28 protein-coding genes are annotated in these 21,556 nt (G+C 71.0%); 18 read left to right on the forward strand and 10 right to left on the reverse strand.

Going from position 1 to position 21,556, the window contains the following annotated elements:
* The first annotated feature begins 93 nt into the window (after positions 1-93).
* On the forward strand, positions 94-813 hold the full coding sequence (locus tag HNR02_RS16655; RefSeq protein WP_179774071.1) for a TetR/AcrR family transcriptional regulator: 720 nt from the start codon (positions 94-96) through the stop codon (positions 811-813).
* A gap of 54 nt (positions 814-867) precedes the next feature.
* On the opposite strand, the gene HNR02_RS16660 is transcribed toward HNR02_RS16655, so the two are convergent.
* Entirely contained in the window at positions 868-2,652 is a 1,785-nt protein-coding gene (locus HNR02_RS16660) for a VanW family protein (RefSeq protein WP_179774072.1), read from the reverse strand.
* Positions 2,653-2,748: 96 nt separating this feature from the next.
* On the opposite strand from HNR02_RS16660, the gene HNR02_RS16665 reads away from it, so the two are divergent.
* The gene (locus HNR02_RS16665; RefSeq protein ID WP_179774073.1) at positions 2,749-3,249 is read left to right on the forward strand and encodes a metallophosphoesterase family protein; all 501 of its coding nucleotides are present in this window, start codon (positions 2,749-2,751) and stop codon (positions 3,247-3,249) included.
* An 8-nt stretch (positions 3,250-3,257) separates the two neighbouring features.
* On the opposite strand, the gene HNR02_RS16670 is transcribed toward HNR02_RS16665, so the two are convergent.
* The 3 genes from HNR02_RS16670 to HNR02_RS16680 form a co-directional block, all read right to left on the reverse strand.
* Positions 3,258-3,911 carry a TetR/AcrR family transcriptional regulator gene (locus tag HNR02_RS16670; protein WP_179774074.1) on the reverse strand — a complete coding sequence of 218 codons (654 nt, stop codon included), beginning with the start codon at positions 3,909-3,911 and terminating at the stop codon, positions 3,258-3,260.
* An 84-nt stretch (positions 3,912-3,995) separates the two neighbouring features.
* A complete protein-coding gene (locus HNR02_RS16675; protein ID WP_179774075.1) occupies positions 3,996-5,150 on the reverse strand; it encodes a saccharopine dehydrogenase family protein in 1,155 nt (384 codons plus the stop codon).
* 26 nt (positions 5,151-5,176) lie between these two features.
* Positions 5,177-5,383 carry a hypothetical protein gene (locus HNR02_RS16680; protein ID WP_179774076.1) on the reverse strand — a complete coding sequence of 69 codons (207 nt, stop codon included), beginning with the start codon at positions 5,381-5,383 and terminating at the stop codon, positions 5,177-5,179.
* A 64-nt stretch (positions 5,384-5,447) separates the two neighbouring features.
* Here HNR02_RS16680 and HNR02_RS36795 point away from each other — a divergent pair, with 64 nt between their 5' ends.
* Genes HNR02_RS36795 through HNR02_RS16695 form a run of 4 tightly spaced genes read left to right on the forward strand, consistent with a single transcriptional unit; the run spans position 5,448 to position 7,296 of the window.
* Complete coding sequence (locus HNR02_RS36795; protein ID WP_376772867.1) at positions 5,448-5,648, forward strand: hypothetical protein; 201 nt, start codon at positions 5,448-5,450, stop codon at positions 5,646-5,648.
* Positions 5,648-5,938, forward strand: a complete 291-nt coding sequence (locus tag HNR02_RS36800) for a GNAT family N-acetyltransferase (RefSeq protein ID WP_376772868.1) — start codon at positions 5,648-5,650, stop codon at positions 5,936-5,938. Before HNR02_RS36795 ends, HNR02_RS36800 begins: the two co-directional genes overlap by 1 nt.
* A 60-nt stretch (positions 5,939-5,998) precedes the next feature.
* Positions 5,999-6,334, forward strand: a complete 336-nt coding sequence (locus HNR02_RS16690) for a WhiB family transcriptional regulator (RefSeq protein WP_179774077.1) — start codon at positions 5,999-6,001, stop codon at positions 6,332-6,334.
* The gene (locus HNR02_RS16695) at positions 6,313-7,296 is read left to right on the forward strand and encodes a TIGR03557 family F420-dependent LLM class oxidoreductase (RefSeq protein WP_179774078.1); all 984 of its coding nucleotides are present in this window, start codon (positions 6,313-6,315) and stop codon (positions 7,294-7,296) included. The genes HNR02_RS16690 and HNR02_RS16695 overlap by 22 nt, the downstream gene beginning before the upstream one ends.
* On the opposite strand, the gene shbA is transcribed toward HNR02_RS16695, so the two are convergent.
* Both shbA and HNR02_RS16705 read right to left on the reverse strand, forming a co-directional pair.
* Entirely contained in the window at positions 7,293-7,958 is a 666-nt protein-coding gene (shbA, locus tag HNR02_RS16700) for an RNA polymerase sigma factor ShbA (protein ID WP_218902913.1), read from the reverse strand. The two genes, HNR02_RS16695 and shbA, sit on opposite strands and share 4 nt — an antisense overlap.
* A 304-nt stretch (positions 7,959-8,262) precedes the next feature.
* Positions 8,263-8,700 carry a GtrA domain-containing protein gene (locus HNR02_RS16705; RefSeq protein ID WP_179774079.1) on the reverse strand — a complete coding sequence of 146 codons (438 nt, stop codon included), beginning with the start codon at positions 8,698-8,700 and terminating at the stop codon, positions 8,263-8,265.
* 123 nt (positions 8,701-8,823) lie between these two features.
* On the opposite strand from HNR02_RS16705, the gene HNR02_RS16710 reads away from it, so the two are divergent.
* Together HNR02_RS16710 and HNR02_RS16715 are read left to right on the forward strand one after the other, a co-directional pair.
* Positions 8,824-9,222 carry a hypothetical protein gene (locus tag HNR02_RS16710; protein WP_179774080.1) on the forward strand — a complete coding sequence of 133 codons (399 nt, stop codon included), beginning with the start codon at positions 8,824-8,826 and terminating at the stop codon, positions 9,220-9,222.
* A gap of 133 nt (positions 9,223-9,355) precedes the next feature.
* Entirely contained in the window at positions 9,356-9,673 is a 318-nt protein-coding gene (locus HNR02_RS16715; RefSeq protein ID WP_179774081.1) for a HesB/IscA family protein, read from the forward strand.
* A 45-nt stretch (positions 9,674-9,718) separates the two neighbouring features.
* Here HNR02_RS16715 and HNR02_RS16720 read toward each other — a convergent pair whose 3' ends face one another.
* The 4 genes from HNR02_RS16720 to HNR02_RS16735 all read right to left on the reverse strand — a co-directional run bounded on the left by HNR02_RS16720 (position 9,719) and on the right by HNR02_RS16735 (position 13,565).
* Complete coding sequence (locus HNR02_RS16720) at positions 9,719-11,167, reverse strand: FAD-dependent monooxygenase (RefSeq protein ID WP_179774082.1); 1,449 nt, start codon at positions 11,165-11,167, stop codon at positions 9,719-9,721.
* Positions 11,168-11,233: 66 nt separating this feature from the next.
* Complete coding sequence (locus HNR02_RS16725; protein WP_179774083.1) at positions 11,234-11,833, reverse strand: acyl-CoA-like ligand-binding transcription factor; 600 nt, start codon at positions 11,831-11,833, stop codon at positions 11,234-11,236.
* Positions 11,834-11,887: 54 nt separating this feature from the next.
* Positions 11,888-12,580, reverse strand: coding sequence for an HAD family hydrolase (locus HNR02_RS16730; protein WP_312861035.1), 693 nt, complete (start codon positions 12,578-12,580; stop codon positions 11,888-11,890).
* Positions 12,581-12,590: 10 nt separating this feature from the next.
* Positions 12,591-13,565 carry a 2-hydroxyacid dehydrogenase gene (locus HNR02_RS16735; protein ID WP_179774085.1) on the reverse strand — a complete coding sequence of 325 codons (975 nt, stop codon included), beginning with the start codon at positions 13,563-13,565 and terminating at the stop codon, positions 12,591-12,593.
* Between the two features lie 103 nt (positions 13,566-13,668).
* Between HNR02_RS16735 and HNR02_RS16740 the strand changes: the two genes are divergently transcribed.
* Genes HNR02_RS16740 through HNR02_RS16785 form a run of 10 tightly spaced genes read left to right on the forward strand, consistent with a single transcriptional unit; the run spans position 13,669 to position 21,551 of the window.
* Positions 13,669-14,487, forward strand: coding sequence for a CoA transferase subunit A (locus tag HNR02_RS16740; RefSeq protein WP_179774086.1), 819 nt, complete (start codon positions 13,669-13,671; stop codon positions 14,485-14,487).
* Positions 14,488-14,522: 35 nt separating this feature from the next.
* A complete protein-coding gene (locus HNR02_RS16745; protein WP_179775961.1) occupies positions 14,523-15,251 on the forward strand; it encodes a CoA-transferase subunit beta in 729 nt (242 codons plus the stop codon).
* Positions 15,248-16,423 (forward strand): thiolase family protein, encoded by a 1,176-nt coding sequence (locus HNR02_RS16750; protein ID WP_179774087.1) that lies wholly within the window; start codon positions 15,248-15,250, stop codon positions 16,421-16,423. Before HNR02_RS16745 ends, HNR02_RS16750 begins: the two co-directional genes overlap by 4 nt.
* 19 nt (positions 16,424-16,442) lie before the next feature.
* A complete protein-coding gene (gene pcaH, locus HNR02_RS16755) occupies positions 16,443-17,186 on the forward strand; it encodes a protocatechuate 3,4-dioxygenase subunit beta (protein WP_179774088.1) in 744 nt (247 codons plus the stop codon).
* Positions 17,183-17,728, forward strand: a complete 546-nt coding sequence (gene pcaG / locus HNR02_RS16760; protein ID WP_179774089.1) for a protocatechuate 3,4-dioxygenase subunit alpha — start codon at positions 17,183-17,185, stop codon at positions 17,726-17,728. Before pcaH ends, pcaG begins: the two co-directional genes overlap by 4 nt.
* On the forward strand, positions 17,721-19,046 hold the full coding sequence (pcaB, locus tag HNR02_RS16765) for a 3-carboxy-cis,cis-muconate cycloisomerase (RefSeq protein ID WP_179774090.1): 1,326 nt from the start codon (positions 17,721-17,723) through the stop codon (positions 19,044-19,046). The genes pcaG and pcaB overlap by 8 nt, the downstream gene beginning before the upstream one ends.
* Positions 19,043-19,804 (forward strand): 3-oxoadipate enol-lactonase, encoded by a 762-nt coding sequence (pcaD, locus tag HNR02_RS16770; RefSeq protein WP_179774091.1) that lies wholly within the window; start codon positions 19,043-19,045, stop codon positions 19,802-19,804. Before pcaB ends, pcaD begins: the two co-directional genes overlap by 4 nt.
* Positions 19,801-20,190 carry a 4-carboxymuconolactone decarboxylase gene (gene pcaC / locus HNR02_RS16775; protein WP_179774092.1) on the forward strand — a complete coding sequence of 130 codons (390 nt, stop codon included), beginning with the start codon at positions 19,801-19,803 and terminating at the stop codon, positions 20,188-20,190. Before pcaD ends, pcaC begins: the two co-directional genes overlap by 4 nt.
* A 10-nt stretch (positions 20,191-20,200) precedes the next feature.
* A complete protein-coding gene (locus HNR02_RS16780) occupies positions 20,201-20,995 on the forward strand; it encodes an IclR family transcriptional regulator (protein ID WP_179774093.1) in 795 nt (264 codons plus the stop codon).
* Entirely contained in the window at positions 20,988-21,551 is a 564-nt protein-coding gene (locus HNR02_RS16785) for a nucleotidyltransferase family protein (RefSeq protein ID WP_179774094.1), read from the forward strand. Before HNR02_RS16780 ends, HNR02_RS16785 begins: the two co-directional genes overlap by 8 nt.
* The last annotated feature ends 5 nt before the right edge of the window (positions 21,552-21,556 follow it).

Consider the following 21,556-nt stretch of genomic DNA (forward strand, 5'->3'; position numbering starts at 1 on the left):
TTCCAGGCCCTGGCGGCGTTGGCGAGCCGTTTTCGTCACGATTGACGGCCACGCTGACTGGCGGTCCGACAAGAGGGAGCTAGGGTTACCGCCATGGCGAAGTCTGCTCCCGTGCCCGGCCGGCCGCGTTCCCGGGACGCCGCGGGCCTTCCCGCGGTCACCCCGGAACGCATCATCGACGCGGCACTCGAGCTGACCGCCCGGCACGGGGTCGAATCGTGGACGTTGCGCCAGCTCGCGGGCGCGGTCGACGCCTACCCGGCGGTGATCTACCACCATGTGGGTGACCGGGACACGGTCGTGACGGCGGTCGTCGACCGGGTCATCGCGAAGTACGAGCTGCCTCCGGCGGAGATGGAGTGGCGCGACTGGTGGCGGCAGTTCCTCACGAACCTCCGTGCCGTGTTCATGCAGTACCCGGGCGTGGCGCGGCGGGTCGCGCTCAACGGTCCCTCCGTGCAGGCCGGCGGGCCCACTGTGGACCGTGCGATGAGGACACTCCTGCGCGCGGGGTTCGACCAGGACGAGGCGGCGATGGTGTGCCGCCTGCTCGTCAGCCAGGCCTGCCTGTTCATCTCGCTCGAAGACGACCAGCGCAAGGCGGACGAGGTGAAGGCGCAGATCTCCGGCGGCTGGGGTGCGCCGCCGCCGGATCCGGAACTGTCCGGCCTGGCCACGCTCAACGAGTCGGTGCAGGAGAGGCTGCAGGACCCGCGGAAGAACCAGGACTACTTCGGCGAGCTGTTCGACTACGCGGTCGACCGCGTGCTGGACGGCGTTCAAAAACGACTCGACGACATCACCGGCGTCTGACGCGAAAAAGGAGGGGCCGCACCGGTTCCGGCGCGGCCCCTCCTTGGTGCCCGGTCAGGGGCAGGTGATCTTCGGTTGCGGGTTGTAGTGCACCGTGCGCGTCTCGCGCTTCACCTCGCGTCCGGTCTTCGCGTCACGCAGGACGCGGGTGTCGCTCGTGGTGAAGCCGGGCGCGCCGTTGGACGCGTGGCAGTTCTGCGCCGGGCCCGGCTTCTCCGAGGGTGGGACGAACTTGTCCTTCGCCCCCGGGATCGACTCCACGTCGTACCGCTTCGTGCCCCACAGCTTCACCGTGATCGACGAGGAGGTCCAGATCGTCTGGATCGCCACCCCGGTGTCCGAATCGTTGGTGAACTTGAGGTCGATCACGCTGCTGCCGTTCGGGTTCTGGAACACCGTGGCCTCCCGCGCGGCGGGGTAGCGGCTGATGTAGTAGCTGTGCTCCTTGTGCCCGGCGTCCTTCATCCCGGCGAAGTAGGACGCGTTGTACAGCGTGGTGGCGAACTGCGAGATGCCGCCGCCGACCTCGCGGGCGGGCGCGCCGTTCTCGATGACACCGGCCTCGACGTAGCCCTGGGCCTTCCCGCGCGGCCCGGTGAACCCGTTGAGGCTGAACGTCTCGCCCGGCTTCACGATCGCGCCGTTGACCTTCTGCGCCACGGTCCGGATGTTCACGCCCGAGTCCGAGGCGAACCCGCCGGTCGAGAACTCACCGATCACCTCGGTGATGCCGAGCTGGTTGGCCTGCTCGGTGGTCACCTTCGCCGGGGTCGTGTGGTATTTCGCGGTCAGCTCGTGCTTGCCCGGCGCCTTGAGCACGTCGAACACGGTCTCCAGGGTCGGGTTCCAGTCGACCCCCTTGCCGTCCACCGACGGCTGGACAGCGGGGCGGCCACCGTCGAAGACGATCTGCGCGTCCTTGCCCTCTTCCTCGGAGGACTTGAGCTGCGGCCCGGCCGCCTCGACGATCTTGTTGTTGTCGATCTTGGGCACCAGTGTGCCGCCTTCGCCGGGTTCGAAGGTCAGCGCGGCGGCGACGGCCTCCGGCGCCACCGTCGCGTCCGCGCCCTCACCGTGGATGACCAGCGGGGTGGACACGGCGGGCCGGGCGAACCCGTCGAGCGTGGCCTGCACCGCCTCGGCGGAGACCTTCACCGGCGTGGTGCCGACCGGCAGCTGCAGTGTCTCGCCGGTCGCCCAGTTGCGCAGTACCTCGGCCTTGGCGCCCTCGGTTTCGAGCTTCTGGCCGGGCTGCGGCGGCACCGCGACCGGTTCGGCGCCCTCGAACCGGATCGTGCCCTCGACGGGCAGCCGGTCGGTGCGGTCCCGGAGCCCCTCGATGGCGGCGGTCAGCTTCACGTCGTCCGCGTGCGTCACCACGCCCACCTCGCGGTCGCTGAAGAACGACGCGATGCGGGTGAACGGGTTGAGCGGCTGGTCACCGGCTTGGTCCAAAGTGGACGGCCAGTCGAGCGTCAGCCCCGCCGTGCCAGGGTCGATCGCCGCGGTGGCGTCGCCGGCGCGCACCGGGAACGTCTCGGTCAGCCGCGGTTCGATCTCGTCGCGCAGCTTGTTCTCGGCCTCGCTGCGCTTGAGGCCGCCGACGTCGACGCCGGCCACCGTCACGCCACGCGGGACGGTGCCCTGGCTGACGAGCAGGTCGACGGCGTACAGCGCGGCCAGCACGCCGAGCACCGACGCGGCGACGATCACGCCACGGCGGACGGTTTTCTTCTTGCGTTGCGGCTCCTGCGGCACCTTCGGCAGCACGTCGGTAACCGGGGCCATGACCTCGGTCCGCTCGTCGTCGGACGTGGGCCATGCGGGTTCCTGCGTCAAGGCTCACCCCTCCTGATCCGGACAACCCGGATGAAGGTTACGGGCGGGGACGACGGTGCCCTGCTCCGGGTGGTCCGCCGTGATACACCGGTGACCATGCTGCTGCTCGTGACCGCCGACACCCACGTGCCCAAGCGCGCGCGTGATCTGCCCGGACAGCTGTGGCGGGAGGTCGAACGAGCCGACGTGGTGGTGCACGCGGGCGACTGGGTGGACGTCGCGCTGCTCGACGAGATGGAATCGCGCAGCAAGCGCCTGATCGGCGTGTACGGCAACAACGACGGCCCGGACCTGCGGGCGCGGCTGCCCGAGGTGGCCCGCGCCGAGCTGGACGGGCTGCGGCTGGCGGTGGTGCACGAGACCGGCCCGGCGAAGGGCCGTGAGCAGCGGTGCGCGCGCGACTACCCGGACACCGACGTGCTGGTGTTCGGGCACAGCCACATCCCGTGGGACACCGTGGCGGACAACGGGTTACGCCTGCTCAACCCCGGTTCGCCGACGGATCGGCGGCGGCAGCCGGTACACACGTACCTGACGGCCCGGGTTCGCGAGAGCCGGTTGAGCCAGGTGAAGCTGCACGCGCTGCCGGCGCGCTGACCTGCTGCTCAGTCCCGCTTCGGATCGGCGTAAGCGCCGGAAGCCGCACGCGCCTCCGGCACGCTGACCCCGGCGGCGGGCTGGGCGAGCAGCCGCACGACGGCGGTGAACGGCTCGGCGCCGATGGCCGGATCGGCCGAGCGCAGCAGGCCGAGCCCGATGGTGATGCCGAACAGGGCGTGGGCCGCGTGCCGGACGTCCATCGGCAACCGCACGCCGAGGCGACGCGAGTTGGTGGTCAGCAGCTGCGTGATCCGGTCGGAGATCCCGGCGTTGCTGCGGGCCAGATCGGCCAGCAGCGCCGGGTCGCGCCGGCAGTTGAGCAGGTACTCCGCCTCCAGCCGGATCCATTCCTGGTCACCGGCGCTGCCCTCGGCCCATACGGTGAACACCCGCAGCAGGTCCTCCAGGCTCTCGGTGCGCGACAGCGCCTCGCCGACCGTCGCCGCCTTCTCCGCCCGGACCCCGTCGAGGACGGCCAGGCACAGCTCGTCCTTGTTGCGGAAGTTCGAGTAGACGGCGCCCTTGGAGAACCCCGCCTCGTCGGCCACCCGCTCCAGCGACGTCGCGGTGAAGCCGTCGCGGAGGAAGAGCGCGGTGGCCGTGGCGAGGAGCCGTCGGCGCGTGTGCGCCTGGCTTTCGGCGCGGGTCAGTCGGGCCATACGATCACTGTAAGGCCAGGTTTGAACTGTGTTTAAGCAGGTGGGCTTACGTGTCGGCGGTATCCCCCGCGCGGGTGGTTCCGTTCACGACGGGAGTGTCCGGAACACTATGCCGGCGTTCTTGAGGCGTGTGCGCAGGGCGTCGCCCATCGCCGCGGCGGGGGAGAGCTGCCCGGAGCGCGACGGCAGCTCGTCCAGCGCCAGGCACAGCGCGGACTCGGCGAGCATCTTCGCCGTCTCGTCGTAGCCGGGGTCGCCGCCGGAGACCTCGGTGACGACCCGCTTGCCGCCGCCGTCACCGGTGAACCGGACACTGAACCACGACTTGGCGCGCCGCTGCTCGCTCGGGCCCTCGCCGGGTCTGCGCAGGTTGCCCAGCGCCTTGCGCACCGGTGGCAGCTGGATGAGCGCGACCGCCGCGCCCACCCCGGCGAGCCCGCCCGCCAGTACCGGCAGATGCTTGACCGCCGCGTAGTGGCTGTAGGTGAAGTCCGGGCCGTAGCGGGGCAGCTCGCGCGCGGAGGCGACCACGATCCGCGGGTCGATCGTGGGCAGCGGCACCAGCCAGTGGCCGGTCTCGCCGTCGCGGCGCGGGGTGCCGGTCACCGCGCGCACCCGCCGTCCCGCGGGCTCGTGCTGCACCTTCCGGCGCTCCCGCGCGGCCTGGAGCATCGGCAGCAGCCGGGAGGCGGTGCCGAGCGCGGAGGCGTAGGTGCCGCCGGAGAACGTCGCGCCGACGCGCAGCTGGCCGCGGACGCGGATCGGCACGTCGTCGGGCAGCTGCTGGACCGTGTAGTGGACGCCGAGATCGTGCGGGATCGAGTCGAAACCGCAGGCGTGCACGATCCGCGCTCCCGTTTCGGCGGCGCGCGCGTGGTGGCGGACGTACATCAGGTCGGTGAACTCGGGCTCGCCGCACAGGTCCACGTAGTCGGTGCCGGCTTCCGCGCAGGCGGCGACCAGTGCCTCTCCGTACCGCACGTACGGCCCGACGGTGGTGATCACGACCCTGCTGGACTCGGCAACCGCTTTCAGCGAGGCGGGGTCGGTGACGTCGGCGTAGAGCAACGGCAGCCGGGCGAACCGCGGCCCCAGGCTGTCCCGCACACCCTCCAGCTTCGGGCGGCTGCGGCCCGCGAGCGCCCAGCGACAGCCCTCGGGAGCGTGCCGGGCCAGGTACTCCGCGGTGAGCCGCCCGGTGAACCCGGTGGCGCCGAACAGAACCACGTCGTGGACCATGCGGGCCACGATAACGGTCCCGGTGATCAGCGGCCGAGCTTGCGCTTGAGTATCCGGGCGCCGGGCGTCGACCGCCGCTCCGGATCAGGCATCCGGCGGGTGACGCGACGCCGGAAGGGCTTCGCGACATCCTCCCCGGTTTCGAGTGCGGACAAGGCAGCGCGCGCCGCCTCGAGGTCGCTCAGCTCCTCGAGTCGCTCCCAGCGCCCGCACACGTCGGCTTCACTCGCCATTCCGGAAATGTACTAGCCCGGCCGATCACCCGAAACCACTCGACGGGCGCGGGATCATGCGCTCATGTGGACGATCAGCCCGGTCCCCGTGACCGACCCCGCCGCCGCGCGGGTGTTGCGGGACTACTTCGGCGAAGTGGCCAGCCGCTACTACGGCCGTCCCGCCACGGTGGACGAACTCGACGCCGCCATGACGGACGATCCGAGCGCCGATCTGGTGCCGCCGACCGGGCTTTCCTGCTCGCGCGGTCGCACGATGTGGTGATGGGCTGCGTCGGGATCAGGGTGGTCGACGTCACGATCACCGAACTGACCCGGCTGTTCGTCTATCCCTCAGCACGCGGCCAGGGTGGCGGCGCCCACCTGCTGCGCGCGGCCGAAATCGCAGCTCAGCGACTTGGTTCGACCCGCATGAGACTGGACACGCGACACGATCTGGTGGAGCCTCGCAGGCTCTACGCCAAACACGGCTACCGCGAGATCGAAGCCCCCGCTCAGCGCTTGTACGCCGATCACTGGTTCGAGAAGCGGCTGGCGGTGAGCCGACAGGTGTAGTGGCCGAAAAACCGGGGTAGTCCTGCGCGCAACCGAGATGGTCGCGGAGGTGAGGTCGAGATGGCGGACACGTCAAGGCTCCCGGTGCCCGTTGCCGAAACGTGGGAGTGGCAGCGGCACGGCAACTGCCGGAACCTGGACAGTGCGGTGTTCTTCCACCCGGACGGCGAACGCGGGTTCGCCCGCGCGAACCGGGTCGCACGCGCGAAGCAGATCTGCATGTCGTGTCCGGTGATCGTGGAATGCCGGCACCACGCGCTGACCGCCGAGGAGCCCTTCGGCGTCTGGGGCGGGCTCGACGAGACCGAGCGCCGCGCGATGATCACGCGCCGCAAGCAGCTGCTCGAGAGCGCCGAGGCGGAAAAGGAGCAGGAGTGCGTTTCGGTTACACCCTGATGACCGAACAGGCCGGGCCCCGGGAGCTGGTCCGGCACGCGGCGGCCGCCGAGGAGGCGGGGTTCGCGTTCGAGGTGTGCAGCGACCACTACTCGCCCTGGCTCGACGAACAGGGACACGCGCCGTACGCGTGGAGCGTGCTGGGCGCGGTCACCCAGGTGACCGAGCGCGCGGAGCTGCTGACCTTCGTGACCTGTCCGACCATGCGGTACCACCCGGCGGTGGTGGCGCAGAAAGCGGCGACCATCTCCCTGCTTTCCGGCGACCGGTTCACGCTGGGGCTCGGTGCGGGCGAGAACCTCAACGAGCACGTCGTCGGTCGCGGGTGGCCACCGGCGAACGTGCGGCACGAAATGCTGAGCGAGGCCGTCGCGATCATCGGTGACCTCTTCGACGGCGGGTACGTCGACTACTCGGGGCAGCACTACCGCGTCGACTCGGCGAAGCTGTGGGACCTGCCGGAGCGCCGCACCCCGATCGGCGTGGCCGTGTCCGGCGGGCAGTCCGTCACCCGGTTCGCCCCGGTGGCCGACGCGCTCATCGCGACCGAGCCCAAGCCCGAGCTGTGCCGGGCGTGGGACGACGAACGCGCCCAGCTCGGTCAGGACACCTCGCGCAAGTACGCGCAGCTGCCGGTCTGCTGGGATCCGGACCCGGAGGCCGCCCAACAGCGCGCGCACGAGCAGTTCCGCTGGTTCGGCGGCGGCTGGAAGGTCAACGCCGAGCTCCCGGGCACGTCGGGCTTCGCCGGCGCGACCCAGTTCGTCACCCCCGACGACGTCGCGCGGTCGATCCCGTGCGGCCCGGACGTCGAGCCGATCGTGAAGAGCGCACAAGCCTTCGCCGACGCCGGGTTCACCGATCTGGCACTGGTCCAGATCGGCGGCGACCACCAGGACGGATTCTTCGACTTCGCCTCGTCCCAGCTCCTGCCCGCCCTCACCGAGGCGTACCCGGACTAACCGATCAGGTCACCGTCCCGGGTGATCATGGCGCGGAGCTTGGCGAGGGCGCGGTGCTGGGTGACGCGGACGTTGCCCGGCGAGATGCCGAGCGCTTCGGCCGTCTCGTTCGCCGAGAGCCCGACCGCGATCCGCAGCGTCAGGATCTCCCGCTGCAACTGGGGAAGCGTGGCGAGCAGCTTCGTCATCCGGTCGCCGAGGTCGACGTCGAGCGCGTGCTTCTCGGGCTCGTTGTCGGCCAGCGGGCGTTCCGGCAGTTCGGCCACCGGGTCCGACCGGTCGCGCGAAACGAGCCGGTAGGCGTCGGCGACCTTGTTCGACGCGATGGCGTGCACCAGGTAGAGGAACGATCCGCCCCGGTCCTGGTACTGCGGCAGCGCGTGCAGAACGGCCAGGCAGACCTCCTGTGCCACGTCGTCCGCGGACAGGTAGGACAGGTCACGCCCGCCCAGCCGGGCCCGGCAGTACCGGACGGCGACCGGGGTGATCATCTCGATCAGGCGTTCCACGGCGACGCGTTCACCGGTCGCGGCTTCGCGGACGACCGGGTCGAGCTCTTCTTTCGTGAGCCGCTGTGATGCCCGAGGGAACGCCTGGGGGGTCAGCCCCGGCGCCTCGGGCTCGGTTCTTCCGGCAGTACTGGGCGGGACACTCGTTCGCATGGTCGGCTCCCCAACGACATAACGATGACCCGTCGACCGGTCGCCGTCGGGGGCCCGCGTTTTCGTGTTACGCTCGGTGAGCGGGCACTCCCTCTGGGTCCCTGCCGGCCCGCCACCGATGCGACTGTGCGTAATCGTAAGTGGTGGTGGCCCGGCAGTCCAGATTTCAACTAGGCATTCGGCAGACATACCCCATTTGCAGCAACTCCCCGCTCGATCGCGCTTCCGGAGCGCGCGAACCGAGCATCCGCGATCAACGGAACGCACAAGTGACACACCTTTTGGCGATGTGACAACGTGCAGGTCACCGCTGTGCGAAGACCCACCAGCGCAGGAGTGCGAACCGGAGGATCCCGCCGAGTCCGCTCGCCATGGCGAGGGTGACGGCCTGCAGGGTCGCCGACGGTTCCGGCGTGAACAGGTGTAACGACACCAGGACGAGCGAACCGTAGCTCGCGTAGAAGGCGAACGTCCCGGCTGACTGCAGGTGCAATCGAAGGCGTGACACGGGTAGCCCGGCGAACGTCACCCGTCGCTGGAACTCGGTGTTGCCCACCGTGGTCAGCGCGATCGCGACGATGTTGGCGATCAGCGCGCCGGTGAGCGGGCGGGCGCCGAGGAAGAGCAGTTCCTGCAGTCCGGTCGTGAGGACTCCGGCGACGACGTACCAAGCGACCGGGTGGTGTTCGGCGGGCCGGGACGCTCGTCGCTGCGCCGGCCCGCTGATCCACGTCGCGGTCATATCCCGGAATTTACCTGCGCTCAGCAATCATTTGTACTGTACAAGCACGTGACCTTGGTCTCGGGTTTGCCCGTTCCGCCGGTCGGGTATCGCCTTGGCGGAACCAGCAGGTGAGGAGGACCTATGAGTGAGGCTCATGGCCATCCCGTCCCCGATGCGGCGGAGAGCGATCCGGCCGCGTTGAACAGCGCGGAGGACCTCGACGAGGACCGTCTGCGTGTGGATCCGCTCGAGGAGGGCGTCGAGCCACCCGAGCGGTACATGGCTTCCGACCGCTTCGGTACGACACCGAACGAGGTGCGCGACGGCGAGAGCCTCGACCAGCGCCTGGCGGAGGAGCGGCCCGATGTGCGGCCGGAGGACGTCGCGGTGGACGACGCGGACGCCTCGCGGGATGACACGGGCCGGTACGGGTCCGACGCCGGGCAGACGCTCGGCGACGCGGCGGACCAGAAGGCCGACAATCCGCCGGGGTCGGTTCCGGACGCGATTCGCACGCCGCCGGACGAGGATCCGGTGTGATCTCGATCACAGAAGGGATGACCTGGCGAAACCCAGGGTGATCGCCGATGACGTCCGGTGCTGGACAGCACCGCCCGGCGCGTGCCCCTACGGTCGGGACTACGAGTGCACGTGACGCGAAGGGACTGACACGATGCTCGCATTGACCGATGCCGCCGCCGAGGCCATCAGCGCCCTGACGGCTCAGGAAGGCCAGACCGACAACGGCGGCCTGCGCTTCGCCGTGCAGGCCCAGCAGGACAGCGGCGCCCAGCTGGCGCTCTCCGTGGCCCCCGCCCCGGAGGACGGGGACCAGGTCGTGGGCGCGGACGGGGGCGCGAAGGTGTTCCTGGAACCGCAGGCCGCGATGTTCCTGGACGACAAGGTGCTCGACGTCCAGCAGGACGAGCAGGGGCAGCTGAACTTCGCCGTCCTGCAGCAGCCGGACGCACCGGGAGCGCCGACCGCCTGACACCGAGGACTTTCCTGAGGGAGGACACCGCGGCGGTGTCCTCCCTCAGTCGGTTCCGGGGCCGAACCACCTCGTGAGCGCGTCATGCAGGCCGTCGCCGCCCTCGCCGGTCCAGGCGATGAAGCAGTCCGGTCGCAGCAGGTACGCGGTCTCCAGTCCGGGCGCCTCGACGACGTCGACGGACTTCCGCCAGGGTCCGGCGTCCAGCGTTCCGGCCGGATCGAGCAGCAGGGCACGGCCACCGCGGGTGAGTTCGCGCAGGCCCGGCAGATCCGGTGCGAACCACCCGACGCGCTCACCGGCTGCCCCCATGTCGTAGCGAATGTCGGATCCCGCCATCAGGTCGGCGATGTGCTGGCGGGTGCCGCCCAGCGACAGCAGTTCCGCGAACAGCTCGCGGAACGCGGTCACGTCGCCGCCCGGCCGGATCAGCAGCGACTGCGCCTGCGTGTGCATCGCGACGCGCTGGGCCACCGGCCGCCGCTCGGACTCGTAGGTGTCCAGCACGTCCACCTCGCCGCGCACGGCCGCCGCGAGCTTCCAGCCGAGGTTGACCGCGTCCTGGAGACCGAGGTTGAGGCCGGGGCCGCCGATCGCGGAGTGGACGTGCGCGGCGTCGCCGAGCAGGAAAACCCGGCGGTCCCGGTAGCGCTCCGCGATCCGGGTGTTGCCCCCGAACAGGCGGCGCAGCAGGTGCGGGCCCTCGCCGGACGGTGGCCCGAGCGGCAGGTCCGCGCCGAGTACGCGGGCGGCGCTGGCGCGCAGTGCGTCGAGCGTCGCCTCGCCCTCGGCGGGAGGTCCCCACTCCGTGGTGCTGACCATGGGGTCCCGGTCGGGGAAGGGGGCCCAGGTGATCAGTCCGCGGTCGGTCCGCAGGTGCTGGAACGGCGGTATGACACCGAACCCGGGGACCACCAGCTCGCCGCCGGGACCGATCAGCTCGGGCGGAACCGTGACGTCGCCCGAGTACGCCACGGAGTCGTCGGAGGTGACGCCGGGGAATCCGATACCGGTGAGCTTGCGGACCACGCTGTGCCCGCCGTCCGCGCCGACGAGGAACCGCGCCCGCACCGGCTCGCGTCCACCGATCTCGACGGTCACCGCGTCCTCGTCCTGGACCAGGCCGGTGACCTCGTGTCCGCGACGGATGTCCACGCCGAGTTCGGCCGCGCGTTCGGCGAGCACCGCCTCGATGCGCCGTTGCGGCACCGCCAGTGTGTAGAGGTGGTGGTCCAGGTCGGCCAGTGGCAGCGGGAAGGCGCCGAACACGAACCCGGGGACGGGTTCGGGCGCACCGGGCGTGCCGGTCAGCCGCTCGTACAGGCCGCGCCGGTCCATCAGGCGCACGACCTCGCCGACGAGGCCGTTCGCCCGGCGCTCGTGGCCGGGTTCGGTCAGGCGCTCCAGGACGACCGGCCGCATGCCGGCGAGTGCGAGTTCACAGGCGAGCATCAGGCCGTTGGGCCCGCCGCCAGCGATGACGACGTCGATCATGGGAAGTCCTTCCGGGCAGGGAACATCGGCCCGGCGACCGCGCCGGGCTGGCTGTCCACAGTGGAGTTACCGGGTGAGGCCCGCGGCGACCTGGGAGAGCGCTTCGGCGAGCAGGTCCGCCACCGGGCGCTCGGTGCGCAGGTGGTGGCCGATCGCGGTGTTCACGGCGGCCACGACCGCGGCCGCCACCAGGTGCGGGTACAGGTCCCGGTCGAGCGAGGTGCCGGTGCGGTCGGCGACCGCGGCGGCGATCTCGGCTTCCGCCGATGCTCCCGCCTTGAGCAGGTCACCCTGTAGCGCGGGGGCGGCGAGCGTCGCGCGCACGCCTGCCGTCCAGGTCGCCGGATCCGTCACCGGGTTTTCGGTGGCGGCGAGGTCCGGACCGAACTGGGCCACGGCCGAAGCGCCGATCGCGTCCCACAACGACTCGTCCGCCGGGCGCTCACGCAGCGCCGCGGCGAGGTTGCGGACGCGGTCGGTGTGGCGGGCCGCGATGGCCTCGCCCTTGCTGGAGTAGTAGTTGTTGAACGTGCGCGGGGAGACGCCCGCGGCCTCGGCGATGTCCTCGACCTTCACGTTGTCGAACCCGCGCTCGACCGCCAGCCGGATCGCCGCCCAGCTGATCGCCGAGCGCGTCTCGGCTTTCTTTCGCTCCCGCAGGCCCATGACCCGACGATAGCAAAACATGCGCGCCGCGCAAAGATGCGTGCTGCGCAAGTTTTAGAAGTGGTGCAGCAGCTCCCGGAACGAGCCGAGCCGCAGAACGCGGTCATCGGACTCGTCGAGTTCGTCGTGCTCCAGCACCCAGGTGTGGGCGTTCGGGATGAACACCGCGTTCAGGCCGGCCGCGCGGGCCGGGCGGATGTCGGACTTCGGCGAGTTGCCGACCATCCACGTCGTCTCCGGCGGAAGCATCCGCTCCGCCGCCAGGCCGCGGTACACGTCGGCATGCTTCTCCGGCACGATGCGCACCTCGCCGAAGTGGTGCGCGACGCCGGAGGCGTCGACCTTGCGCTGCTGTTCCTCCCGGTCGCCCTTGGTCAGCAGCAACAGCTCGTGCCGCGTGCCCAGCTCGTCGAGCGTGTCCGCGACGCCCGGGATCAGCTCGACCTCGTGGTGGATCAGCGCGTGCGCCAGTTCCTCGATACGGGCGCGGTCGGCGGCCGTCGCCGGGCGCTCGTTCAGTTTCTCGAAGCATTCGGCCAGGTTCCGCAGGAACGCCCTGGTCCCGTAGCCGTGCGTGACCGTGTTCGCCCGCTCGATGTCGTTCAGGATCTCGCGCACGGCGGCCCGGTCGAGCGTGGGATGGGCGATCCAGTCCAGGTAGTCGTCGATGACCCGCTCGAAGATGACGTTGTTCTCCCACAGCGTGTCGTCGGCGTCGAGGATCAGGACCTGGCTGTCGAATCGCACGCCCCGGAGACTAGGAGCGATCACCGCCCGGCCGCACCTCATTAATGGCGCCTTCGCCCGCGAGCACGGCCGCCACGTTGCGGGCCGCGAGGAGAGCCATCTCGGTGCGTGTCTCGACCGTCGCCGAGCCGAGATGCGGTGTGACGACCACGTTGTCCATCTCCAGCAGCCGTGGCTCGACTTCCGGCTCCTTCTCGAACACGTCCAGCCCGGCCCCGGCGATCTCGCGCCGCAGCAGCGCGTCGGCCAGCGCGGGCTCGTCCACGACCGGGCCGCGCGTGGTGTTGACCAGGAATGCGCTGTGTTTCATCGCGCCCAGGGCCTCGGCGTCGATGAGGTGGCGCGTCTGCGGGGTCAGCGGGCAGTGCAGTGACACCACGTCGGCCGTGGTCAGCAGGTCGGGGAACGACAGGTGCTCGGCGCTCAGCTCCGCCTCGGCCGCCGGTTTCGCGCGCGACCGTCCGCTGTAGACGATGTGCATCCCGAACGCGCGGGCGCGGCGGGCCATCGCCTGGCCGATCTGGCCGAGCCCGACGATGCCGAGCGTCTTGCCCTGCAGTCCGGACCCGAGCAGGAAACCGAGGTGGAACGACCACGGCTGCCGTGCCCGCAGCAGCCGTTCGCCCTCGCCGAGGCGGCGGGTGACCGCGAGCAGCAACCCGAACGCCAGGTCGGCGGTCGCGTCGGTCAGTACGCCCGGAGTGTTCGTGACGGTCACGCCCCGTTCGGCGAGCGCGGGCACGTCGACGTTGTCGTAGCCGACGGCCACGTTGGCCACGACCTTGAGTTGCGGCCCGGCCGCGTCGGCCACGGTGCCGTCGATGCGGTCGTGCAGCATGCCCACCACCGCGTCCGCGCCGCGCACCGCTTCGCGCAGCTCCTCGGGCGTGAGGGGCCGGTCTTCGCCGGACATCCAGACCTCGCCCGTCTCGCGGAGCACCACCATCGCCGCTTCCGGAATCCGCCGCGTCACCACGATTCGCATGGGGAACACCTTTCCATGCCCGTCGGTTTCCTTGCGCCGCCTCTGTCGAGCGACTATGTTCATATGTAGAACTTGTGTGCGGAATGCGAACGAAAGCAGCTCAATGGCCGAGATCACGTCGCTCCGTGACGCCGTCGCCCAGCTGGTGCACGACGGGGACACGGTCGCCCTCGAAGGATTCACCCACCTCATCCCGCACGCCGCGGGGCAGGAGATCATCCGCCAGCGGCGCACGGACCTCACGCTGGTCCGGATGACCCCGGACATCGTCTACGACCAGCTCATCGGTGCCGGCTGCGCGAAGAAGCTGATCTTCTCGTGGGGCGGCAACCCGGGCGTGGGCTCGCTGCACCGGTTCCGCGACGCCGTCCAGAACTCGTGGCCGGTGCCGCTGGAGATCGAGGAGCACAGCCACGCGGGTATGGCCAACCGCTACGTCGCCGGCGCCTCCGGGCTGCCGTTCGCCGTGCTGCGCGGCTACCGGGGCACCGACCTGCCGAAGCACACGGACACGATCAAGACCATCACCTGCCCGTTCACCGGCGAGGAACTGGCCGCGGTGCCCGCGATCAACCCGGACGTGTCGATCATCCACGCGCAGCGGGCCGACCGCGCGGGCAACGTGCAGATGTGGGGCCTGGTCGGAGTGCAGAAGGAAGCGGTGCTGGCCGCGAAGCGCAGCCTGGTCACGGTCGAGGAGGTCGTCGACGAGCTGACCCCGGTCCCCGGCCAGGTCATCCTGCCGACCTGGGCCGTCACGACCGTCGCCGAGGTCCCGAACGGCGCACATCCCTCGTACGCGGCGGGGTACTCGGAACGCGACAACGAGTACTACGCGTATTGGGATTCCATTGGGCGGGAGAGGGACTCGTTCCAGCAGTGGCTTGAGGAGAAGGTATTCACGACGGAGGTGGCCCAGTGACAGCGACGGCCGAGCGGACGTACACGTCCGACGAGATGATGTCCGTTGCGGCGGCGCGGGCCCTCTCCGGCGGCCAGAAGGTGTTCGTCGGCATCGGCCTGCCCTCCACCGCGGCCAACCTCGCGCGCCGTACCCACGCCGACGACCTCGTGCTCATCTACGAGTCCGGCACGCTCGGTTCGAAGCCGACCCGGCTGCCCGCGTCGATCGGCGACGGCATCCTCGCCGACACCGCGGACGCCGTGATCAGCGTGCCGGAGGTGTTCAACTACTGGCTGCAGCCCGGCCGCATCGACGTCGGCTTCCTCGGCGCCGCCCAGCTGGACAAGTTCGGCAACATCAACACCACCGTGATCGGCACCGACTACGCCGATCCGAAGGTCCGCCTGCCCGGTGCCGGTGGTGCCCCGGAGATCGCCGCGAGCTGCCACGAGGTCTACGTCGTCGTGCGGCAGAGCAAGCGCAGCTTCGTCGACCAGGTCGACTTCATCACCTCGTTCGGCCACGGCCGCGGCAAGGGCGAGCGGGAGAAGCTGGGCCTGCCCGGCGCCGGTCCGACCTTGGTGATCACCGATCTCGGCGTGATGCGGCCGGACCCGGAGACCGCTGAGCTGGTGCTGACCCAGATCCACGAGGGCGTCACGGTCGAGCAGGTCAGGGAGGCGACCGGCTGGGACCTCAAGGTCGCGCCGGAGCTGGGGACCACGCCCGCGCCGACCGAGGCCGAGCTCGCGGCCCTGCGTGCGTTGAAGGCGGCGCGATGAGCGAGGCGTACGTTCTCGACGCGATCCGGACCCCGTTCGGCCGCTACGGCGGCGCGCTCGCGAAGGTCCGCCCGGACGACCTCGCCGCGCACGTCCTCCGCGAACTGGCCTCCCGCAGCGACCTCGACCCCGGCACGATCGACGAGGTCGTGCTCGGCGACGCCAACCAGGCCGGGGAGGACAACCGCAACGTCGCGCGGATGGCCGCGCTGCTCGCGGGCTGGCCGACCACGGTGCCCGGCACCACGGTGAACCGCCTGTGCGGTTCCGGCCTGGACGCCGTGATGCAGGCCAGCCGCACCATCGCCACCGGTGACGCCTCCCTGGTCGTCGCGGGCGGCGTGGAGTCGATGAGCCGCGCGCCGATGATCCTGCTCAAGCCGGAGAAGGCGTACTCGCCCGCCACGCAGACGCTGCATTCCAGCACGCTGGGCTGGCGCATGGTCAACCCGGAGATGCCCGAGCAGTGGACGATCTCGCTGGGCGAGAGCACCGAGCGGCTGGCGGAGTCCTACGGCATCAGCCGCGAGGCGCAGGACGAGTTCGCGCTGCGCAGCCACCTCCACGCGGCGAAGGCGTGGGATGCGGGCTTCTACGACGACCACGTCGTGCCCGTCCCCGGCACCGACCTGATCCGCGACGAGGGCATTCGCGGCGATTCGACGCTGGAGAAGCTGGCCAAGCTCAAGCCCGCGTTCCGCAAGGACGGCACCATCACCGCGGGCAACGCCTCGCCGCTCAACGATGGTGCCTCCGCCGTCCTGCTGGGTGATCAGGCGGCGGCCGACCGGATCGGCAGGACGCCGCTGGCGCGCATCGCCGGGCGCGGCGCGGCGGGTGTCGATCCGGACGTGTTCGGCATCGGCCCGGTGCGTGCCGCCGAGATCGCGCTGGAACGCGCCGGGATCGGCTGGGACCAGCTGGCCGCGGTGGAGCTGAACGAGGCGTTCGCCGCGCAGTGCCTGGCCTGTTTCGCCGACTGGCCGAAGCTCGACCCGGCGATCGTCAACGTCAACGGCGGCGCCATCGCGATCGGGCACCCGCTCGGCGCCTCCGGCGGGCGCGTTCTCGCGTCGCTGGCGTACGAACTGCGCCGCCGGGGCGGTGGCTACGGTCTGGCCGCGATCTGCATCGGCGTTGGCCAGGGGCTCGCGGTCGTGCTGGAAGCGTGAGGAGAAAGGAAACCGTGCTATGGCAGCACCGACGAGTGACAGGCTGATCCTGCCGCGCTACCGGCGGGACCCCGACGGCACGCACGCGCCGCTGAACTCGCCCGGCTACCGCTCGACGCAACTCCGGCACCCGAAGCAGCCGCTGGTCCTGTTGCCGCAGATGCTCACCGAGGTCACCGGCCCGCTGCTCGGGCCGGGCCGCCTCGGCGAACTGGACAACGACCTCACCCGCCAGCACGCGGAAGAGCCGCAGGGGCAGCGCATCCTGGTGCACGGCCGCCTCCTCGACGGCGACGGTCGCGGCATCCCGCACTCGCTGGTCGAGATCTGGCAGGCCAACGCGGGCGGCCGCTACCGGCACATCGGCGACAACTGGCCCGCCCCCCTGGACCCGAACTTCGACGGTGTCGGCCGCACGGTCACCGACTCGGAGGGCCGCTACGAGTTCACCACCATCAAGCCGGGCGCGTATCCGTGGAAGAACCACGACAACGCCTGGCGCCCGGCGCACATCCACTTCTCGGTGTTCGGGCAGGCGTTCACGCAGCGCCTGGTGACGCAGATGTACTTCCCGGACGATCCGCTGTTCTTCCAGGACCCGATCTACAACTCGATCCCGGACGAGAAGGCGCGGCAGCGGATGATCTCGCGGTTCGACTTCAGCCGCACGACCGACCACTGGGCGCTGGCCTTCGAGTTCGACATCGTGGTGCGCGGCCGGGAAGCCTCGGTCTTCGAAGAAGAGGAGGACGAGGACGAATGACCACCCCTTCGCAGACCGTCGGCCCCTACCTCGCGATCGGCCTGCCCTGGGACGACGGCCCGACCGTGGTTCCGGTGGGCACGCCGGGCGCCGTGTGGATCCGGGGTGTCGTCACCGACGGCGAGGGCATGCCCATCCCCGACGCGATGATCGAGACCTGGCAGGCCGATCCACAGGGCCGCTTCGACCATCCGGACGATCCGCGCGGCCGCGTCGAGGGCTTCCGCGGTTTCGGGCGCTGCCCGACCAAACCGGACGGTTCCTACGAGATCCTGACCCTGCTTCCGGGCGCGATCCCTGGCGAGGACGGGGCGGCGCAGGCCCCGCACATCGACGTGTCGGTGTTCGCGCGCGGGCTGCTGCACCGGGTCGTCACGCGGATCTACTTCCCGGAGAACACCGAGGCCAACGCCGCGGACGCGGTGCTCGGCTCGGTGCCGGAGGAGCGCCGCGACACGCTGATCGCGGAGAAGTCCGAAGACGGGTACCGCTTCGACGTGCGCCTGCAGGGTGGCGCTGAAACAGTGTTCTTCGATGTCTGACCTGTTCGACCCGGTGCTCGCGGCCGGGCCGGTGCGCGACGAGGTCGCGGACCCGGCCTGGCTGCGGGCCCTGCTCGACGCGGAGGCGGCGCTGGCAGGCGCGGAGGCGGACGCGGGCGTGATCCCGCGCGAGCACGCCGACCGGATCGCCTCCGTGGCCCGTGACGGCCGGTTCGATATCGCCGCGATCGGCGCGAAGTCCGTCGGGGTCGGCAACCCGGCCGCGCCACTGGTCCGGGAGCTGACCGCCCAGGTCGGCGGCGAAGCGGGCCGGGTCGTGCACCTCGGTGCGACCAGCCAGGACATCGTGGACACCGCCGCGATGCTGGTGTCCGCGCGGGCGCTGGCCGTGCTGCTGGCCGACGTCGAGGCGTGCGCGGACAGCCTCGCCGCGCTGGCCCGTGAGCACATCGGCACCGTCCAAGCGGGACGGACGTTGCTGCAGCAGGCGTTGCCGGTGACGTTCGGGTTCCAGGTCGCGGGCTGGTTGTCCGGGATCGACGCGGCGGCCGAGCGGTTGCGTGGGCAGCGGCTCGCGGTGCAGCTGGGCGGGGCGACCGGCACGCTCGCCGCGCTGGGGCAGCGGGGGCCGGAGGTGCTGGCGGCCTTCGCCCGTCGCCTGGAGCTGGACGAACCCGTGCTGCCCTGGCACACCGAGCGCACGCGCATCGCGGAACTGGCCGGTGCGCTCGGCGAACTGTGCGGGGTGATCGCCGGGATCACGCGGTCGCTGGTGCTGCTGGCGCAGACCGAGGTCGGGGAGGTGGCCGAGGTCGCCGAGGGCAGCGGCGGCTCGTCGACCATGCCGCACAAGCGGAATCCGGTCGCCGCGGTGGCCGCGGGCGCGGCCGCCCAGCAGGCACCGGGGCTCGTCGCGACCCTGCTGGGTGCGATGACGCAGGAGCACCAGCGCGCCGCCGGTTCGTGGCACGCCGAATGGCGCCCGCTGACCGAACTGTTCCGCAGCGCCGGATCCGCGGTGCACTGGCTGCGCACCAGCCTCGACCGGTTGCGGGTCGACACCGCGCGGATGCGGGACAACCTGGACATCACCGGCGGCGCCCTGCTGTCCGAACGCGTCACGACCGCGCTCGCGGCAGAGACCGGACGGCTCGAAGCACACGACGCGGTGAGCGCGTGCACCCGTCGCGCCTTGGCCGGTGAGGGTGCGCTGGCCGACCTGCTGGCCGAGGATCCGCTGGTGGGCAAGCACCTGTCGCGCGAGCGCATCGGCGAACTGCTGGACCCGGCCGATTACCTGGGGAGCGCGCGCGTCTTCGTCGAACGGGTGCTGGAGAAGCGGAAGGGAACTTCGTGAAGGTCCACCACGAGACCGCGGGTGACGGTGACGTGGTCGTGCTGAGCAACTCCATCGGCAGCACCCTGCGGATGTGGGAACCGCAGGTGAAGCCGTTGGTGGACAACGGCTTCCGCGTCGTCCGGTACGACACGCGCGGTCATGGGAAGTCGGACGTGCCGCCCGGGCCGTACTCGATCGCCGATCTCGGCGGTGACGTCGTCGAGCTGCTCGACACGCTCGCGGTCGAGTCCGCGCACTTCGTCGGCCTGTCCCTGGGCGGGATGACCGGCGCCTGGCTCGGGCAGCACGCGCCGTCGCGGATCAGGACGCTGGCCCTGACGTTCACCTCGGTCAAACCCGGCAACGTCGAGATGTGGACCGGCCGCGCGCGGCAGGTGCGGGCCGAGGGGATGGGCGAGATCGCCGAGGGCAGCATCGGCCGCTGGTTCACCCGGGACTGGATCTCCGCGCACCCGGAACTGGCCGCCGAACTCCAGCAGATGACCGCGACGACCCCCGCCGAGGGTTACGCGTCCTGCTGCGAGGCGATCGCCGGGCTCGACCTGACCGCCGCGTTGTCCACGGTCAGTGCGCCGACGCTGGTGATTTCCGGCGCCGACGACGCCGCGCTGCCGTCCTCGCACGGCCAGGTCATCGCCGACGGTATTCCGGACGCGCGGTTCGAAGTTCTCGGCCATGCCGCCCATCTGGGCAGCTACGAGCAGGCGGAGCGGTTCACCGGGTTGATCCTGGAACACGTGAAGGGGACGCGATGAGCGACGAACTGTACGACGCCGGCATGAAGGTCCGGCGCGAGGTGCTCGGCGACGCGCACGTCGACCGCGCGTCGGAGAACGCGACCGAGTTCACCCAGAAGTTCCAGGACTACATCACCCGCGCCGCGTGGGGCTCGATCTGGACCCGTGACGGCCTGGACCGCAAGACCCGCAGCTGCATCACGCTGGCCGTGCTCACCGCGCTGCACTGCCACGGCGAGATCGCGATGCACGTCCGCGCCGCCGTCGGCAACGGGCTGACCGCCGACGAGATCGGCGAGGTGCTGCTGCACGCGGGCGTGTACGCGGGGGTGCCCGCGGCGAACGAGGCGTTCGCCATCGCGCAGAAGACGCTGGCCGAGATGGGAGAGCCCACCGCGCAGTAGATTGGGGACCATGGAACCGGTCGAGCGGGGCGCGCACCACGTCCAGTCGCTGGAACGCGGCCTGGCCGTGATCCGCGCGTTCGGCGCCGGGTCGCCGGAGCTGACGCTGTCCGATGTGGCCCGCTCGACCGGCCTGACCCGGGCCGCCGCGCGGCGGTTCCTGCTGACGCTCGCCGACCTCGGGTACGTGCGCACCGACGGCAAGTACTTCTCGCTCACGGCGCGCGTGCTGGAGCTGGGGTATGCGTTCCTGTCCAGCATGACGCTGCCCGAGGTGGCGCAGCCGCACCTGGAGCGGCTCTCAGCCGAGGTGCGTGAGTCGAGTTCGGTGTCGGTGCTGGAGGGCGCGGACATCGTCTACGTCGCGCGGGTGGCGGTGTCGCGGATCATGACGGTGAGCATCAACGTCGGCACCCGGTTCCCGGCCTACGCGACGTCGATGGGGCACGTGCTGCTCGCCGGGCTGGACGACGCGGGCTTCGCGGAGTACCTGGAGCACGCGGACCTGCAGCGGCTCACCTCGCACACCCTCACCTCCCCCGCCGAGCTGCGCCGCGAACTCGGTTCGGTACGGCAGCAGGGGTGGGCGCTGGTCGACCAGGAGCTGGAGGAGGGCCTGCGGTCGGTCGCGGCGCCGATCCGGGACCGGCACGGCAGGGTGGTCGCCGCGGTGAACGTGTCCACGCACGCCAGCCGGACGCCGCGGGAGACGGTGGTGGTGGAGATGGTGCCGCCGCTGCTGGCCGCGGCCAAGCGCATCGAGGACGATCTGGCCGTCGCTCCCGTGCAGGCCCGCCGTGGCTGACTGCGCCGGGTTGCTGCTCGCGGCGGGCGCCGGCCGCCGGATGGGGCGGCCGAAGGCGCTGGTCGAGCTGGACGGGGAACCGTTGGTGCGCCGGGCTTTGCGGGTGCTGGCCGACGGTGGTTGCGACCCGGTTCGGGTCGTGGTGGGTGCCCGGGCTTCGGAGGTGCGTGCTCTGTTGCCGTCGCCCGAGCTGGCGGTCGATTCACCGGACTGGTCCAGCGGTATGGGTGCGTCGCTGCGGGCCGGTCTGCGGGCGTTGCCGGAGGCTTCGGCGGTGCTGGTGCACCTGGTCGACCTGCCAGGGGTGGACGCCCGGATCGTCGCGCGGTTGTTGTCATCGGCCTCGACGGAGGTCGTCGCCCGCGCCGCCTACGACGGTGTGCCGGGGCACCCGGTGCTGCTGGGACGGCGCTGGTGGAGCGAGGTCGCGGACGGCGCCTCGGGCGATCGTGGCGCCCGCGACTGGCTCCGCGGCCGGGACGATTTACGGTTGATCGAGTGCGCTGACCTGGGCGGCGGCGATGACGTGGACACGCCGGCCGACTTGAGGCCTTAGGGTGG

The organism is Amycolatopsis endophytica, assembly GCF_013410405.1.
In the GTDB taxonomy this organism is placed as follows: Bacteria; Actinomycetota; Actinomycetes; order Mycobacteriales; family Pseudonocardiaceae; genus Amycolatopsis_E; species Amycolatopsis_E endophytica.